Source organism: Streptomyces dangxiongensis, from assembly GCF_003675325.1.
In the GTDB taxonomy this organism is placed as follows: domain Bacteria; phylum Actinomycetota; class Actinomycetes; order Streptomycetales; family Streptomycetaceae; genus Streptomyces; species Streptomyces dangxiongensis.
On sequence record NZ_CP033073.1, the window covers coordinates 1,818,588 to 1,832,686 of the forward strand.

The window sequence follows — 14,099 nt, forward strand, 5'->3', positions numbered from 1 at the left end:
GCCTTCTCCGGTAGAACCGGCGCCCGCACAGGTCACATCTCCTCCGCGTCGTCGGCGTCGTCGGCGACCGAATCGCGCAGGGGCCGCAGCCCCCGCCGACCAGGACGTCGAAAGACATCTCCCACGACCGCAGACACGACACGAAGCGCAGCCCGCCAGGAGACATGTAGCAGCATCCGATCACACCGCCGCGTAGCTCGCCCGGAACAGGTTCTGCGCCCGCTCCACGTCCCTCGGCGTACGGAGCTCGACCTCCAGGTCGCCTGTCCCGTGGTGACCGAGGCCGGACACGTCCCGAGTGAAGCCGGGAACGAGGTCGACATCCTTCGGGTTGAACTTCAGGTAGACCAGCAGCTTGCTCCGCTGCGGCGGGCACAAGCAGGGGAAGTTCCGCAGCCGCTGATACGCCCGGTAGGTCTTGCGCTCCACGCAGTTCACGCCGTCCCCGAGCCCGAGCAAGACCTCGTCAACCGCGCCCGCCAACTCCACCATCGCCGCGCCCTGGACGTCGGCCGCTGCCTGGGCAACGGACTGGCGCCATGCCCGGCGAGCCACCTGCATGCCGCCGCTCACGGAGGCCACGGTCTCAAGCCCGAGCAGGTCGCTGCCGAAGAGTCGGTAGCGGACCAGGTCGATCGAGCGCCGGTGCTCGCGCACGGCGTGCACATCGTAGCGACTGAAGTCGCCGGCGATGCAGATGAGGCGCGGGCCGCTCCACAGGCTATGGGACGCGGCCGTCACCCCGAGCCGGTCGCGGACCAGGTTCTCGAACTCTGCACGGTGGTCCATCAACCAGGCCAGGTAGAACAGGCCCTGATTGATCACGCCGGCATCCGTGCCGCGCTTGCACTCGACGATGACCGGCGAGCCGTTCTCGTCCAGCCCCAGCGAGTCGATCCGGCCCCCGTGCAGCGATCCGGTGCTGTACTCGCTTGCCAGGAACCGGACGCCCAGCAACGTCTCCATGTGTTCCTCGACGAGACCCTGCACATCGGCCTCGATCTCAGCAAGACGCGGCATGACCTCGATCATGCCGCTATCGGTCGTGTCCGTGCGGAACAGCTTCAGACCCGACACCTTCCCCTCCTCGGCTCGGAGATCACCAACACCGATGAGGTGCGGAATTGTTTCCGCGCGAGGGTTCGGGAACGTGAAGATGGTGTGAGACCCTACGTACGGCTCGATCGGGGAGCGCTCGCGTCCCCTGATCACCGGGAAACTTCGATACCCCCATGCGTCCCCCCGCGACTTGGGGGACAGCGCCCGGAAGCTGCGTTTAAGCAGGTCAGCCCCCGTAGCTCAGTGGATAGAGCACGTGCCTTCTAATACTGCAGCCGCAGTTGCTGTGACGGTTGGTCTGGCTGCTCGTTGAGCTGGGCATGGGTGGGGACGTCACGGTTGATGAGGTGCACCGCTGGGCGACCGGTCTGGACGCACTGCATGCTCGGATCGGTGGGTATTTCCGCAGGTCCGAGCCACGTCGGCGGGCAAGGGAGTATCTGCGCGGACTGCTTGCACCCTTGGAACGCAAGAACGGCTGGACGCTGGCCGAGCAGGCCGGTGAGCTGTGCCCGGACGGCAGCAGCGGCTGCTGAACCAGGCCGACTGGTCCGCCGACGCGGTCCGTGACGAGGTTCGCGGCTTCGTGCTGGAACATCTGGGCGCCGAGGACGGCGTGTTGGCCGTGGACGAGACCGGCTTCATCAAGAAGGGCTCCCGGTCGGCCGGCGTGCAGCGGCAGTACACCGGCACCTCCGGGAAGATCGACAACTGTCAGCTAAGGGCTGTCCCGTAACTGCTGGTCACAGGTGAGATGATCTTGCCGCGTCTGGTGTGATCACGGCGTCGGAGCCTTCCTGGATAGCCCCGTTCACCGGGCTGAGCCCGCGGCAGTTCGGCAAGCTGGTCACCGCGCTGCGGCGGGAGGGTGCGGATCCGGTCCGCAAGGGCCGGCCGTGGAGCCTGCCGCTGGAGGACCGGGTCCTGCTGGTCGCCGCGTACTGGCGCACGAACCTCACCCTGCGCCAACTGGCGCCGCTGTTCGGGGTGTCGAAGTCGGCCGCGGACCGCATCATCGACCACCTCGGCCCGGCGCTCGCACTGCAGCAGCGCAAGCGGTTCCGCAAGGACACCATGCTCATCGTGGACGGCACCCTGGTCCCCACCCGCGACCACCAGGTGGCCGAGCAGTCGAAGAACTACCGGTACTCCACCAACCACCAGGTCGTCATCGACGCCGACACCCGGCTCGTCGTCGCTGTCGGCCGACCACTGCCCGGCAACCGTAACGACTGCAAGGCGTGGGAGCTGTCCGGCACCAAGGATGCCGTCGGCCACACCACCGTCATCGCCGATGGCGGCTACCGCGGCACCGGCCTGGTCATCCCGCACCGCCGCCAGCCCGGCCAGGCCGACCTCCCCGAATGGAAAGAGGAACACAACGCCTCACACCGCAAGGTCCGCGCCCGCGTCGAGCACGCCTTCGCCCGCATGAAGACCTGGAAGATCCTCCGCGACTGCCGCCTCAAAGGCGACGGCGTCCATCACGCCATGCTCGGCATCGCCCGCCTGTACAACCTCACCCTCGCCGGGTGACGAGAAAACAAGCAGGTCACCAGGCACGTCAAAGATCATTTACGGGACAGCCCTTAGGTAAGTGCGCCGTCTGCCGAGTGTGGAGCCATTCAGTGAAGTGCACGTATCCCGGCCCGGCCTGATCGTCGTAGACGTCGCGGCCAACGACGAGGAAACAGCCCTGGCATTCCAGCAGGCAGTCGCGGCGCGGTGGGCGACCGCAGTCGCGGATCGCATCACCCGGGAGCCGGGACAGCCCGGCGTGCGCCTGCGCTGCTACGTCGACCTGCGTCAAGCACTCGACGCCCAGACACCCGAAACCCAGTAGCGCACTACCGCAGGATGGGGAGCGCCGTGGTGTGCAGCCGCATCAGGTCACTCGCCTGGTCCACCGCCCGTGGGGAAGGCATGGGCGGTGACGTGGACGCTGCCGGAGCCGATGCTCAGCACTCCCGTGCCCGCGCCGGATCTACCGCCGGGCTGGGCGGCCGAGCCGAGGTGGGACGGATTCCGGGCCCTCGTCACTCCTTGGACCAGCCCTGGTTGGCCGAACCGTCGCAGCGAAATTGAGCGGCCTGGGCGCCCGTGGCGGTACTGGCTCCGGAGATCCCCAGGCACAGGCCGCTCTTGCGGTTCTTGAGTGCGAAGTGGTCCCCGTCGTAGAGGGTCCAGTCCACGATCCAGTCCTGATTCAGGTCGCTGGAGCCGTTCGCGATGATGGCTGTGGCACCGGAGGCGGTGCTGGCGCCGTCAATACCGAGGTTCTTTCTGGCGCCGGAGTTCTCGAACGTGTAGTAGTCACCGAAGATGTAAGTCTCCCACGACTGCAGGGTGGTGCCGTCGTCGTAGGTCTGCTGCGTGACCTTGGCGCCGTGGGCGGTGCTCGCGGCTTGCAGATACTTACCGGACTTGAGGTTCTTGATGCGCGAGGCGCCGGCCGCGAGCTTGGCCGGTTTGGGGTCACTGGCTTGCTGCGCCTTTGCGTGAGCGTGCGCGGGACTGGCTAACGCCAGCAGCGCTCCCGCGGCCGTCGCCACGACTGCCGCCTTGCTACGGGTTGTGCGCATGGCACGTTCTCCTTGTGTTGTGTCGGCACCGTCCCGGTGCAGCAGTTGCACTAGCTGGGCAGCGCGGGCGTTCCAGTCCGGATCCCCTGTGCGGGGTGGACTGGAACGCCCGCCGATCGAGCGATCAGGGGTTGAACAGGCCCCAGCCCTGGTTGGCTGATCCGTCGCAGGCGAACTGCGCGGCCTGTGCACCGTTGGCGGTACTGGCTCCGGAGATGCCCAGACACAGGCCGCTCTTGCGGTTCTTCATCGCGAAGTACCCATCGGGGTAGCCGGTGACCGGCACGAGCTTCCAGTCCTGGTTGGCGTCCCCAGCGCCGTTCGCGATGATGGCTGCCGCCCCGGAGGCGGTGCTGGCACCGTCGATACCGAGGTTTCTGCCGGCGGCGACGTTCTCGAAGCTGGTGTAGGGGCTGTCGTTGACAGCGGCCCAGTTCTGGAGGGGGTTGACGGAGTTCCCCGGCTGCTGAACGACTTTGGCACCGTTGGCGGTGCTGTTGGCCTGGAGGAACTTCTTCGACTTGAGGTTCCCGATGCCGATGCCGGAAGCCTTGATGCTTAAGAGGTTGCCGCTGAGCACCTGCGAGGACGGTATGGGCTGGCCCCAGTCGCTGTTCTGCTGTGACTGCTGTGCGTGTGCGAGTGCCGGACTGGCAACCGTTATCAGCGCGCTGGCAAGGACTGCGGTGACGGCATACCTGAGTTGCGTTGTGTACATGACATGTTTCCTTGTGTCGGGTTGTGTCTGATCTTGCCTGGAGAACCCAACCAGCTCGCGACGACGGTTCGCTAGCACGTTCGGAGAGTTGGGCTGGAAGTGTTCTGCTGGACGAGATGTGCCCACTGTGACTGCCGATCGCGTTGGTGCTGATCAAGCCGCGTGGCGGCCTCCCTCCCTCCGGCGGCGTACGTCGGCTGGATCTTGGGGTTGCTCTCCGCCACTGCCGACTCGGTCTCTTACCGCGTTGGCCAGGCCATCGGGAGGGAGGGAAATCGTGTGAGCACAGGCCCAGCCACCTTGGCCAGATGAGAACCATGCCGACCCGCCTGATGAACCCCTGAGCCGGATGCCCCGTACCAGTCACGGCGGGTGACACCGTGTCGCCCGCCGTACCGTCAGGGGATCGAGTGAGTGGCGCTCGCACGTCGCAGGCTGCATGGTGCATCCCCTGCCGATGCGGCGCGTGGCGAACCCCGCACCCCGAGAAGGATTGAGCGGTTTCAGTGGATTCGAGGCATCCGGTCAGTAGTTCTCTCGACTTAGCAGCTCCGATAGAGCAGCAGGCAAGGGCGAGCGATACACAAGGTCAGCGGCAGTTGGCGGGCCTGGATGGTCTCCGCGGCCTGGCGGCGTTATATGTGGTGCTGTTCCACTGCTGGCTGTACAGCTTCCCGGGATACCCCGACAGCTCGGCGCCCCCATGGCTGGAGGGCCTCATGTTCGGGCGCCTGGCCGTCGTCTTCTTCCTGGTGCTGTCCGGATTCTCCTTGGCGATCTCTCCGGCCCGTCACAGTTGGCGATCGGGCGGCGTGGGGCGTTTTCTCCGCCGCCGTGCCTGGCGCATTCTGCCTCCGTATTGGGCCGCACTGGCCATGAGCCTTATAGTTTCCTGGCTAGTCGTGCCGGCTTCGCATTTTGGACCACCTACCGGCATGTCAATCCTGGTGTACGGCCTCGTCGCTCAGGATTCGTTTACCGCCCCTACACCGAACGGCGCGTTCTGGTCGATCGGAGTGGAAGCCGAACTTTATCTCCTCTTCCCTATGTTCCTTTTTGTTAGGCGCCGCGTGGGCGCGGCGGCCCTGGTTGCGTGCGTGACGATTCCGGTGATCGCCCGCGGTCTGGCAGCAGCGAACGCCACTCCCGTGGAAGGTGACAACTGGCTCGCTCCCCACCTCGCTCCCGTGTTCGTCGCGGGGCTGGTAGGCGCCGCAGTCGTCACCGCTTCAGACAGAGTTCGACGCCTGCCATGGGGATGGTTCGCTGCCCTGGCAGCCGTGCCAGTCCTAGCTCTCTGCCTCGCACAAGGTTCTATTTGGACGGTAAAACACTATTTCTGGATAGACCTCGCCATCGCTCCTGCCATGTCTATGACGCTTGCTGCGGTCGCCACCGGCAGACCCGCCATTCTTGTGCGGTTCCTTACCGCACGCCCCATTCGAAACCTGGGCAGCTTCTCGTACAGCATTTATCTGATCCATCTGCCCATTGTCATGACAGTGATACGCCGTGTGGCACCCCTCTTTTTGTCGCCAGGCCTGCCGGTATTCTGGTTCACGCTTATCGTGGCCCTCCCGGTCTCGGTGCTGGGAGCATGGCTCTTTTCCAAGATCTTCGAGATGCCGTTCAAGCGGGCCAGGTCATTGAGGTCTCTGATCGAAGCCCTCCCGCGCGGTCGCCGCCGCCCTGGCGTTGAAGTCCAGCCGTCGTCCGCACAGCATGGTCCCGCCTGAAATGGGACAGTTGGGCCGGATTACAGGGACTGGCGCCCGCACGCACCCGGCCCGACCTCTCCCCCGCTGACGTCCCCCGCCTCCGCCTGACGCAGCCGCCGTACTGACACCCAGGCGACGCGGCACGAGAGCCCCTGTCGGCGTACTCCTCTGAGTGCTCCGCCAAGTACAGACAAACGTGCACCGCTTGGTGGTCGGCGTGATGGTTGACCGTGGGCGGTGCGGGGGTCTCTCCTGGGACTGTCATGATCTCGGCTATGGACGAGGAGGTCGGTGGCGCGAGCGAGACTGGTGCGGAGCTTGGTGAGGATCCGCCAGTTCTTGAGGTGGGCGAAGCCGTGTTCGACGGGTGCGCGTCCGATGGCGAGGACGCGGTTGGCGGTCTTCTGGCCGGGGGTTAGCTTGTGGGTGCGGCTGGCGTGGAAGCCGGTGACGATCACGGGATCGAGTACGTCGTTGTCCAGGCCGCGAAAGCCGAGGTCCGCCAACGCTCCCAGGCCGGCGGCGCGCAGGTGGGCCAGGACGTGGTCCTGGCGGGCGGCGGTGTTGTCGTGGGTGCGGCCGGGCCGGGCGGCGGATATCCAGATCAGCCGGCCCCGCTCGTCGGTCAGGGCGAGGAAGTGCAGGCCGTGATGGTGGTGCTTGCCGGAGTAGTTCCGCCGGTCGGCCTTCCCGGTGCGGCGCTGGGTGGCGATGAGGGTGCCGTCGATCAGGACCACCTCCCCGCCCTGCCTGGCGACCTTCTTCAGGGCGCGGTCCAGCCGCGGCGCCTGCGCGGCGAGCAGGCCGATCAGCTCGTCGCGCCAGCGGCGAACAGTGGACTTGGACACGTTGTTGCCGCCGGCCATGTCGGCCAGGCGCTGGTCGTGACGCAGCACGGCCAGGACGATCACCGCGATCTTCCCGGGCGGCAGGATCCGCCATCTGGACCGGATCACTTTCAGGTGACGTCGCAGCAGACCGGCAAGGTGGCTGACGGTACGCGTGGACAGCGATAAACGGCACTGGTAGGTAAGTGCGCAGGAATTCTCGGCAGGCTCTTCAGTTTTCGTCACACAGCCTCAACGGCGCCTGGAAGATCTCCAGTTACGCCACATCTCACCGACTCTGACGTGGGAGGGTGGTCTTTGGCCCCCGTCCCGGTGTCTGCTGGAGCCGTTGCACAAGAGGCGGGGCACGGTTGGAGGCGTGAGTGAAGGGCCCTGATATGTCCCGCGGTGCTCGTCTGACGGCCCACGGCGCCGTTTCCACATCGCTGGCGCTGCGCAGTGACCGCAGTCTGCGCGAGTTCGTGGACGCCGGCGCACCGCTGGGGTCGGGCATCGGCGGGAGAACGGTCCTGCTGGAGGTCGAGGGAACCCGGGTCTTCGTCAAGCAGGTCCGGCTGACCGATCTGGAGCGACGGCCTGAGCATGCTCACTCCACCGCGAATCTGTTCGGACTGCCGGCCTTCTGTCACTACGGCATCGGTACCATCGGCGGCCCGGGGTTCGGGGCCTGGCGGGAGTTGGCCGCGCACACCATGACGACGAATTGGGTGGTCGCGGGAGACTACAAGGGCTTTCCCCTGATGTACCACTGGCGGGTGATCCCAGACTCTGGCCAGCCGCTGCCCGAGGAACTGGCCGATGTGGATCGAGCTGTCGCCTATTGGGGAGGCGGATCAGCGGTACGCCGGCGGATCGAAGCTCTCCAGCATTCCACGGCGAGCCTTGTGCTGTTCCTGGAGTACATCCCGCAGAACCTGCACGACTGGCTGAGCGTCCAGATCGGGTCCGGCGACGTGGTGGCCGAGCGGGCCTGCGCCATGGTCGACGACGAGCTGAAAGCCAGCATCGCGTTCATGAACGCGCGCGGGCTTCTGCACTTCGACGCCCCCTTCGAGAACATCCTCACCGACGGCCGACAGCTCTTCTTCACCGACTATGGCCTCGCGATCTCCTCACGCTTCGATCTCACACGGGCCGAGACCGACTTCTTCGACCAGCACCGCACCTACGACCAGTACTACGCAGTCACCCACCTGGTGAACTGGCTGGCCGTCGCTCTCTACGGATACACACCGGAAGAACGCAAAACGTTTGTGAATGCGTGCGCCCAAGGGGCGCCCCCAGAGGGGGTTCCCGCGTCGGTCGCGGCGCTCCTTGTCCGTTACGCACCGGTCGCCGCGGTGATGGGCGACTTCTATCGAGAGTTTCAGCAGGTGAGCCGAGCAGCTCCCCATCCGCTGGCAACGATCTGTCGGATGGGGCGAAGTGCGTGATCAGCGGCAGCCGGTCACAGGCGGGTGGTGAACCGGCCGTCGGGTAGCTTCCGCAGCCAACCGCGGTCGACGAGTCTGACCAGCTTTCCGCGCAGCGGTTCCAGCTTGGACCGGATGTTGACGTCCACTCCCAGCATCTCGCCGGCCTGCCGAGCCATGACCGGTCCGGCGGCCTGTCGCACGGCGGCGAGAATGCGCTGGTAGTCCGGCGGAAGCACGTTCTCCTCCACATCGGAGGTGCGGTGTGGGATCAGCATGACCGCCCGCCCACCCACCTGCGCGGGCACCGGCGAGGCCGAGACGCGCTCATCAGCGATCTGTTCGCTCACCCGCTCAAGGACCCGTTCGGCGACAGCAAGTTCGTCTCGCTCGGCCCGCACCTCCGCCAGCTGCTTGGCCAGCTGTTCTTCGAGTTCATCCAGTTCCGCAACCAGCGAACCGTCCGGCTCTGTCAGACGATCTACTCCGCAGACAGCCGCCCACGACCAGCGTGAGCACTTCGAGAGTCGGTCACACCAGACCGCTGACCTGCTTCTTCAGGTTGGCGGAGGCTTAGTGCTCAGGCGGGCTGCACTTCCTCGGCCAGTGGTCCCCGCGCACGCGGGGGTGGTCCCCCGGCGCAGTGGCCGCAGATACGGGCCGATGGGTGGTCCCCGCGCACGCGGGGGTGGTCCCTGTGGTCGGCCCAGTATCCGGTGCACGAGGTGGTGGTCCCCGCGCACGCGGGGGTGGTCCCCCGAGGTGACGGATGGCATCGCCGGCTGAGCTGTGGTCCCCGCGCACGCGGGGGTGGTCCCGTCTCACTCATGAGAGTGAGGTCCATGTGTGAGTGGTCCCCACACACCTGCTCACACCGCGCCCGCATAAGCTGCACAGAGCCGAAAGAGTGGCTGCGGACCGTGGGAGTGCCCTGGGACTTTTCTGGGACTTCCGGCTGTATCAACGGGCACGAGCGGGAAACAACTGAAAGACCATTCGTGCAGGTCAGTGGCCCGTTATCGACCATCACTGCAGGTCACACCACTGGCTGGTCTCTTCCGGGACATCTGAGGGTCCTGAGGACAGGCCTCAATCCCCTTTTGAGGCGGCAGAAGATCATCGGGCTGCTGTCGATCATCTGCGCGTCGGTACTGTTCGTGGCTCGCTCGCGGGTTCTCCCGACAGGGACACGGGCAGTGACGCGGTCGTCACTCAGGCAGAAGGAACGGACCGCTGCCGCGGCCGGGCGGCACCCCCAGGTCCGTGCCGCGTTTTCTTCGATCGTGTGCGGGGACCCGCCGCCCGTGGTGGCACATGGAGCGGAACAGCGGGTGCGTCTGCCCGCGTTGCGGGCCGGCTGGCTGACGCAGACGTTCGTCCACTGGCCCTTCCGGCCGGAGGCGGTACAGGCGCTGCTGCCCGAGGAACTGGTCGTGGACACATATGACGGCGCCGCATGGGTGGGACTCACGCCCTTCGTCATGGCGGACGTACGCCTGCCCGGCGTCCCCGCCGCGCTGCCCGGCCTCCCGACGTTCGCGGAGACCAACCTGCGGACCTACGTCCGGTACCGTGACGGGCGCGACGGGCTCTGGTTCCTGTCCATCGAGGTGGCTTTCCTCCCCATGCTGGCGGCCCGCGCCATCGGTGCGCCGTACAACCCGGGCACCCTCAGTGTCTCCACGGACGGGGACACCGTCTCGTACTCCGGTACGAGGGGGAACGGGGACGCCTCCTACCGCTTGATCGTCCGCCGCGGCGACCCGATCGAGCCGACGGAGCGTGACGTGTGGCTGACCTCGCGCTGGCGGGCGTACACCCGGCGGCTCGGCACGCTCTGGGAGACGCCCGTCGAGCACGAGCCGTGGCCGCTGGCCCACGCCACGCTCGACCTACTGGAGGAGACGCTGACCACCGCGGCGGGCCTCGAAGAAGCTCCACTCGGCGAGCCCGTGGTGCACTTCTCGAAAGGCGTCAGGCAGGTACGGCTCGGGCTCTCCACGCCCCGCATCCCATGGCGTGTCCGTCAGCCCTCCTGACCTTCCGGCAGACGCGTTGTGGGCCAAGGCGAAGCCCATTCATCTTCGGCCCCCTGCGCCGTAGGCGTCCCTGCGGGGCAGCGGGCCGAAGCGGGCGTGACCGCCGGGACGCACGGCGGCGTGGCGCTGTCCGGGGCCGGGCCCACTGCGGGCGGCGAGGGCGTCGGCGACAGCGCCGGTGGTGAAGGCGTAGACGGTCTTGTGGAGAAGGTCCACGACGAGTTCCTGACGGGGCCAGGTGGTGGGTGGGGCGCCGACGCCCGTCGCGTTCTCGAGGATCTGGTCACTGGTGAGGCGGACGACGGTGAACTTGGCGGAGGCGATCGGTCCGCGCAGTCCGCTCTGGGCCATGATCGACCGCAGCACTCCGAGGAGGGCGGCCTGGCCGTAGTGCATGGCCCAGTTGACCGGCAGCGGCTGATTGCCGGGACGTTCGGGCAGGCCGCTCAGTCGCTGGAGAACCCGCGCGGGCACATGGGAGTCGGGCCGGCCGGTGACGGCCTGCTCGATCTTCTCACCGAGGGTCATCACGACGCCTCCGGCGGTGCCGGCGAGCAGTCCCTGCCACAGTGCGCGCTTGAGCATGTCCCGGCGGGTACCCGCTACCACTGCCTTCACCCGCGCGGTCGGTGCCTCCGCACAACGGCAGAACACGGACGCACCGGATCGGTCTGGCCCGCGTCCGACGAGGTCGCCGCACAGCGCCGGATGCCACCGTGCTTCCCTCGCCAGGCTGTGACGGCGGCGCAGATCGGCGCGGAGTGACTCCAGACCCACCGCGTTCCGCTGCCGGGTCAGTCGCCGGTTGTCTTCTCGATCAGCGCGCTGTATGCCAGTTGCAGTGTGTCCGCCCCGGCCAGGGCGGTGAGCGCGCCCATGGCGGTGCGGGTCGCACGCGGCCAGAGGAGCTGCCCGGCGGTCAGGGTGGAGGCAACCCAGACGCTCATGCAGAAGGGACAGGTCGCCAGTTCTCCGACGGTGTGCTTGCCGGGCTCGGGCTTTGCCTCCTCGTGCAGTTCGGCCGGGCCCTGCGGGGCGACGTACTTGGTGAAGGGGGCGCGCAGCGGGCTGGTGACCGATGCCTTGGTCAGCAGTCGGCTGAGCCGGAAGGTGGCCACCGATGTCAGGACCACGTCCCACGGCTCGGGCCGGTCGGGCAGCGGGCGGCCGCGGAGCCGTACAGCGGTGGCCCAGGCCGTCGTGTACGCGGCGAAGCCCGCCATGGCTGCGAGGTAGCCGCCCAACGGCCGGTCGTGCCCTGCCGAGTAGCCTCGTCCGGTGCGCTGGAGGAGCCCGTGCACACGTCGTGCGAGGCGGTTGTCAGCTACGGTGTCCATGGGCTGTACCCGCTCCTGTTCCTATCATTGCCGCTCCACTGCCCGGCCGTTCGGCGCTTGCCCGTCCCGGTCCTGTCGGCACAGTCGTATCCGGCCCGGGGATCCCGCTCCCACCGGTCCAGCAGCCGCAGGAGCGGGCTCCGCCGCATCCGTGGGCGGCGTGCGTAGTGCTCATGGTCGGCCGGGTCCCCACGTGCGCGGACGGCAAACGGAGCAGGGGCCGCCTGGACCACGGTCAGCCGCCCGGCCGGATCACCGCGCGCACGCAGCCGTCCTTCTTCTCCTTGAACATCTCGTAGGCCCGTGGCGCCTCGTCCAGGGGCACGGTGTGGGTCGCCAGGTGGGAGGTACTCAGCTCGCCGGCCGCCAGCCGGTCCAGCAGCATCGGGATGTAGCGCTGACCGTGCTGCTGGGCGCCCCGCACGGTCAGACCCGAGTACTTCTCCCGCCTCCAGCAGCGCCTTGGCCCCGCGCAGGGCACGGCGCAGATCCTGACGCGGGTCGGTGCCGGCGAGCCGCGCGGGCACCGAGTACGCGGCGTCCGGCTCGGTTTCCTTCAGGCGCACCGCCAGCTCCGTGCCCCGGTCACCGGGCGCCGGGCGGATGCGTGTCTCGATGCGGTCGCCGTACTCCTGCAACGGCGCCGGCAGCTTGTCGGCCCGCACGTCGTGCGGCGCGCGGTTGATCGTCACTGTCAGCCAGCGGTCCCCGGCGGCTGCGCCGGGCGGACGTGCCGTCGCGCGCCGTATGACGACGACGGCCGCGGCGGCCAGCCCCGCAGCGGCCAGCGTCAGCGATTTCCCAGCGGGAGTCATGTGCGGTCACATCCTCGGGAAGCGGAAGTCGGACGGGTGAGCGCGCACCAGCGGCGATCACGCCCATGGGGAGGACGCGTGGGGTTGGGTGCCGGTGCAGTCGGCCTCCTCTCTCCGGGCGCGTCCCGGTGAGCGCCTGTCCGCGGCGGGTACCCCGACCACATTGCGCTGTCTGTCCCGAGATGCGGTGACGAAGCCGCTACCACGTCGCTGACATTGTTGGTGGCGTCCAGCCGGACGACACGGTGCCGCCGCGCAGCAAGGGTTCACGGGTTGAGCTGCTGCTGGTGACCGCCGCGCCATTCGGTGAGCAGGACGGTGGCGTCGTCGTTGAGTTTGCCGTCGTGGTGTTCCACTACAGCGGCCATCAGCCGGCGCAAGGTCTCGTGCAGGGTGTGCCGGCCCGAGTGGTGACGCAGGATGAAGTCCACGAACCGGTCCCGGCCGAACTCTCGTCCGCGGGCGTCGCGGGCCTCGACGATGCCGTCGGTGTAGAGCAGCAGGCGGTCCCCGGGTTCGAGCTGCTCGGTGGCCGTGGTGACCGGCAGGCCGAGGCCGGCACCCATGGGGCCGGCCGGACGGCAGGCCAGTTCGGTGGTCCAGCGGTTGCCGCGGATCAGGATCGGCAGATGATGGCCGCGGTTGACCCACGTCAGCCGGCCGGTCTCCATGTCCAGATCGGCCAGGATCCCGGTGACGTAACGGCTGGTGCTGAACTGTTCGATCAGGGTCTGCTCCACCTGCTCGCTGGTCTCGGCCAGCGAGGCGCCCTGGCGGCGGGCGTTGCGGCAGGCGGACACGGCGACGTTCGCGGTGATGCCGGCGGTGGTGTCGTGACCCATGGCGTCGAAGACGCTCAGGTGGAGGGTGCTGCCGGCCACCGCATAGTCGAAGGTGTCCCCGCCGACCTGGTAGGCGGGCTCCATCACCGCACCGACGGTGGCGTCGTTTCCGGCGTAGGCGGGCGGCGGAGTGAGGTTCCACTGCATCTCCGCGGCCACGTTCATCGGTTCGGTGCGCACCAGACGGGCGTAGGAATCGCTGAAGGACCGCTTGCTGAGCAGCAGCAGGGCCGTCATGGACGCCAGGTCACGCAAGGCTCGGCGGATGGGTTCGCCATCGGTGTGGGTGTCGGCCCGCAGCACACCCAGGCGCTCCACGCCGTCGGTGATGGCCACCCACCACCGCCGCCCGCCCGGAGGATCACCCGCCCCGTCCCGTTCGGGGAGCAGTTCCACGCGCTGAAAGGCCTGGCCGGGCAGGCTGCCCGCGACGGTGAACTCCTGTCCGCCGGCTCCAGCGGCCGGCCCCTGGCCGGTGAGCCGGCGCAGCACCGTCTCGCGGACGTCCACCACGAAGATCGCCACGTCGTGCATGCCCGCCGCGGCGGCGTGCTCGGCGATCATCTCCGGAAGCTGTTCGAGCGTGGCGGTATGACTGGCCTGCATCAGTCGCACCAGTGAGGCGCTGCTCTCCGTCACCCCTCGGCCCCCTCGCCGGACAAGCGCACCCACAAGCGCACGGACGAACCACCGGTGCCCAGCACGGCCGCGCACACCACGGGCTGAGTC

The 14,099-nt window shown here is 67.8% G+C and carries 15 protein-coding genes and 1 pseudogene; 7 read left to right on the forward strand and 9 right to left on the reverse strand.

Annotated elements, in window-relative coordinates; all coding sequences use genetic code 11:
• Positions 1 to 180 precede the first annotated feature (180 nt).
• Positions 181 to 1,077 carry a DUF5655 domain-containing protein gene (locus D9753_RS08015; RefSeq protein WP_121786374.1) on the reverse strand — a complete coding sequence of 299 codons (897 nt, stop codon included), beginning with the start codon at positions 1,075 to 1,077 and terminating at the stop codon, positions 181 to 183.
• 302 nt (positions 1,078 to 1,379) lie between these two features.
• Here D9753_RS08015 and D9753_RS37760 point away from each other — a divergent pair.
• The 3 genes and pseudogenes from D9753_RS37760 to D9753_RS08030 all read left to right on the forward strand — a co-directional run.
• Positions 1,380 to 1,780, forward strand: a pseudogene (locus D9753_RS37760) (IS701 family transposase); the annotation flags it as partial.
• A 53-nt stretch (positions 1,781 to 1,833) separates the two neighbouring features.
• Positions 1,834 to 2,595, forward strand: a complete 762-nt coding sequence (locus D9753_RS08025) for a transposase (protein ID WP_121786375.1) — start codon at positions 1,834 to 1,836, stop codon at positions 2,593 to 2,595.
• 97 nt (positions 2,596 to 2,692) lie between these two features.
• Positions 2,693 to 2,902, forward strand: coding sequence for a DUF6207 family protein (locus tag D9753_RS08030; RefSeq protein WP_240468079.1), 210 nt, complete (start codon positions 2,693 to 2,695; stop codon positions 2,900 to 2,902).
• A 193-nt stretch (positions 2,903 to 3,095) separates the two neighbouring features.
• Here the strand turns inward: D9753_RS08030 and D9753_RS08040 are convergent, their stop codons facing one another.
• Together D9753_RS08040 and D9753_RS08045 are read right to left on the reverse strand one after the other, a co-directional pair.
• Positions 3,096 to 3,641, reverse strand: coding sequence for an RICIN domain-containing protein (locus D9753_RS08040; RefSeq protein ID WP_121786376.1), 546 nt, complete (start codon positions 3,639 to 3,641; stop codon positions 3,096 to 3,098).
• Between the two features lie 124 nt (positions 3,642 to 3,765).
• Positions 3,766 to 4,359: an RICIN domain-containing protein gene (locus D9753_RS08045; protein WP_121786377.1), complete on the reverse strand. Its 594-nt coding sequence runs from the start codon at positions 4,357 to 4,359 to the stop codon at positions 3,766 to 3,768.
• Between the two features lie 599 nt (positions 4,360 to 4,958).
• Between D9753_RS08045 and D9753_RS08050 the strand changes: the two genes are divergently transcribed.
• Positions 4,959 to 6,095, forward strand: a complete 1,137-nt coding sequence (locus tag D9753_RS08050) for an acyltransferase family protein (RefSeq protein ID WP_240468080.1) — start codon at positions 4,959 to 4,961, stop codon at positions 6,093 to 6,095.
• A gap of 20 nt (positions 6,096 to 6,115) precedes the next feature.
• Here D9753_RS08050 and D9753_RS08055 read toward each other — a convergent pair whose 3' ends face one another.
• On the reverse strand, positions 6,116 to 7,033 hold the full coding sequence (locus D9753_RS08055; protein ID WP_240468081.1) for a transposase family protein: 918 nt from the start codon (positions 7,031 to 7,033) through the stop codon (positions 6,116 to 6,118).
• 269 nt (positions 7,034 to 7,302) lie between these two features.
• Between D9753_RS08055 and D9753_RS08060 the strand changes: the two genes are divergently transcribed.
• Entirely contained in the window at positions 7,303 to 8,358 is a 1,056-nt protein-coding gene (locus tag D9753_RS08060) for a protein kinase family protein (RefSeq protein ID WP_121786378.1), read from the forward strand.
• Between the two features lie 14 nt (positions 8,359 to 8,372).
• On the opposite strand, the gene D9753_RS38950 is transcribed toward D9753_RS08060, so the two are convergent.
• A complete protein-coding gene (locus D9753_RS38950) occupies positions 8,373 to 8,615 on the reverse strand; it encodes a hypothetical protein (RefSeq protein ID WP_338057968.1) in 243 nt (80 codons plus the stop codon).
• On the opposite strand from D9753_RS38950, the gene D9753_RS38955 reads away from it, so the two are divergent.
• Together D9753_RS38955 and D9753_RS08070 are read left to right on the forward strand one after the other, a co-directional pair.
• A complete protein-coding gene (locus D9753_RS38955; protein ID WP_163010543.1) occupies positions 8,601 to 8,852 on the forward strand; it encodes a hypothetical protein in 252 nt (83 codons plus the stop codon). The genes D9753_RS38950 and D9753_RS38955 overlap by 15 nt on opposite strands.
• Before the next feature lie 789 nt (positions 8,853 to 9,641).
• Positions 9,642 to 10,376, forward strand: coding sequence for a YqjF family protein (locus D9753_RS08070; RefSeq protein WP_121786379.1), 735 nt, complete (start codon positions 9,642 to 9,644; stop codon positions 10,374 to 10,376).
• Positions 10,377 to 10,415: 39 nt separating this feature from the next.
• On the opposite strand, the gene D9753_RS08075 is transcribed toward D9753_RS08070, so the two are convergent.
• The 4 genes from D9753_RS08075 to D9753_RS08090 form a co-directional block, all read right to left on the reverse strand.
• Positions 10,416 to 10,961: a hypothetical protein gene (locus D9753_RS08075; protein ID WP_121786380.1), complete on the reverse strand. Its 546-nt coding sequence runs from the start codon at positions 10,959 to 10,961 to the stop codon at positions 10,416 to 10,418.
• A gap of 209 nt (positions 10,962 to 11,170) precedes the next feature.
• Positions 11,171 to 11,713, reverse strand: a complete 543-nt coding sequence (locus tag D9753_RS08080; protein ID WP_121786381.1) for a DUF1360 domain-containing protein — start codon at positions 11,711 to 11,713, stop codon at positions 11,171 to 11,173.
• Between the two features lie 235 nt (positions 11,714 to 11,948).
• Positions 11,949 to 12,194: a hypothetical protein gene (locus tag D9753_RS08085; RefSeq protein WP_240468082.1), complete on the reverse strand. Its 246-nt coding sequence runs from the start codon at positions 12,192 to 12,194 to the stop codon at positions 11,949 to 11,951.
• A gap of 600 nt (positions 12,195 to 12,794) precedes the next feature.
• Entirely contained in the window at positions 12,795 to 14,009 is a 1,215-nt protein-coding gene (locus tag D9753_RS08090) for a PP2C family protein-serine/threonine phosphatase (protein WP_121786382.1), read from the reverse strand.
• Positions 14,010 to 14,099: the final 90 nt, after the last annotated feature.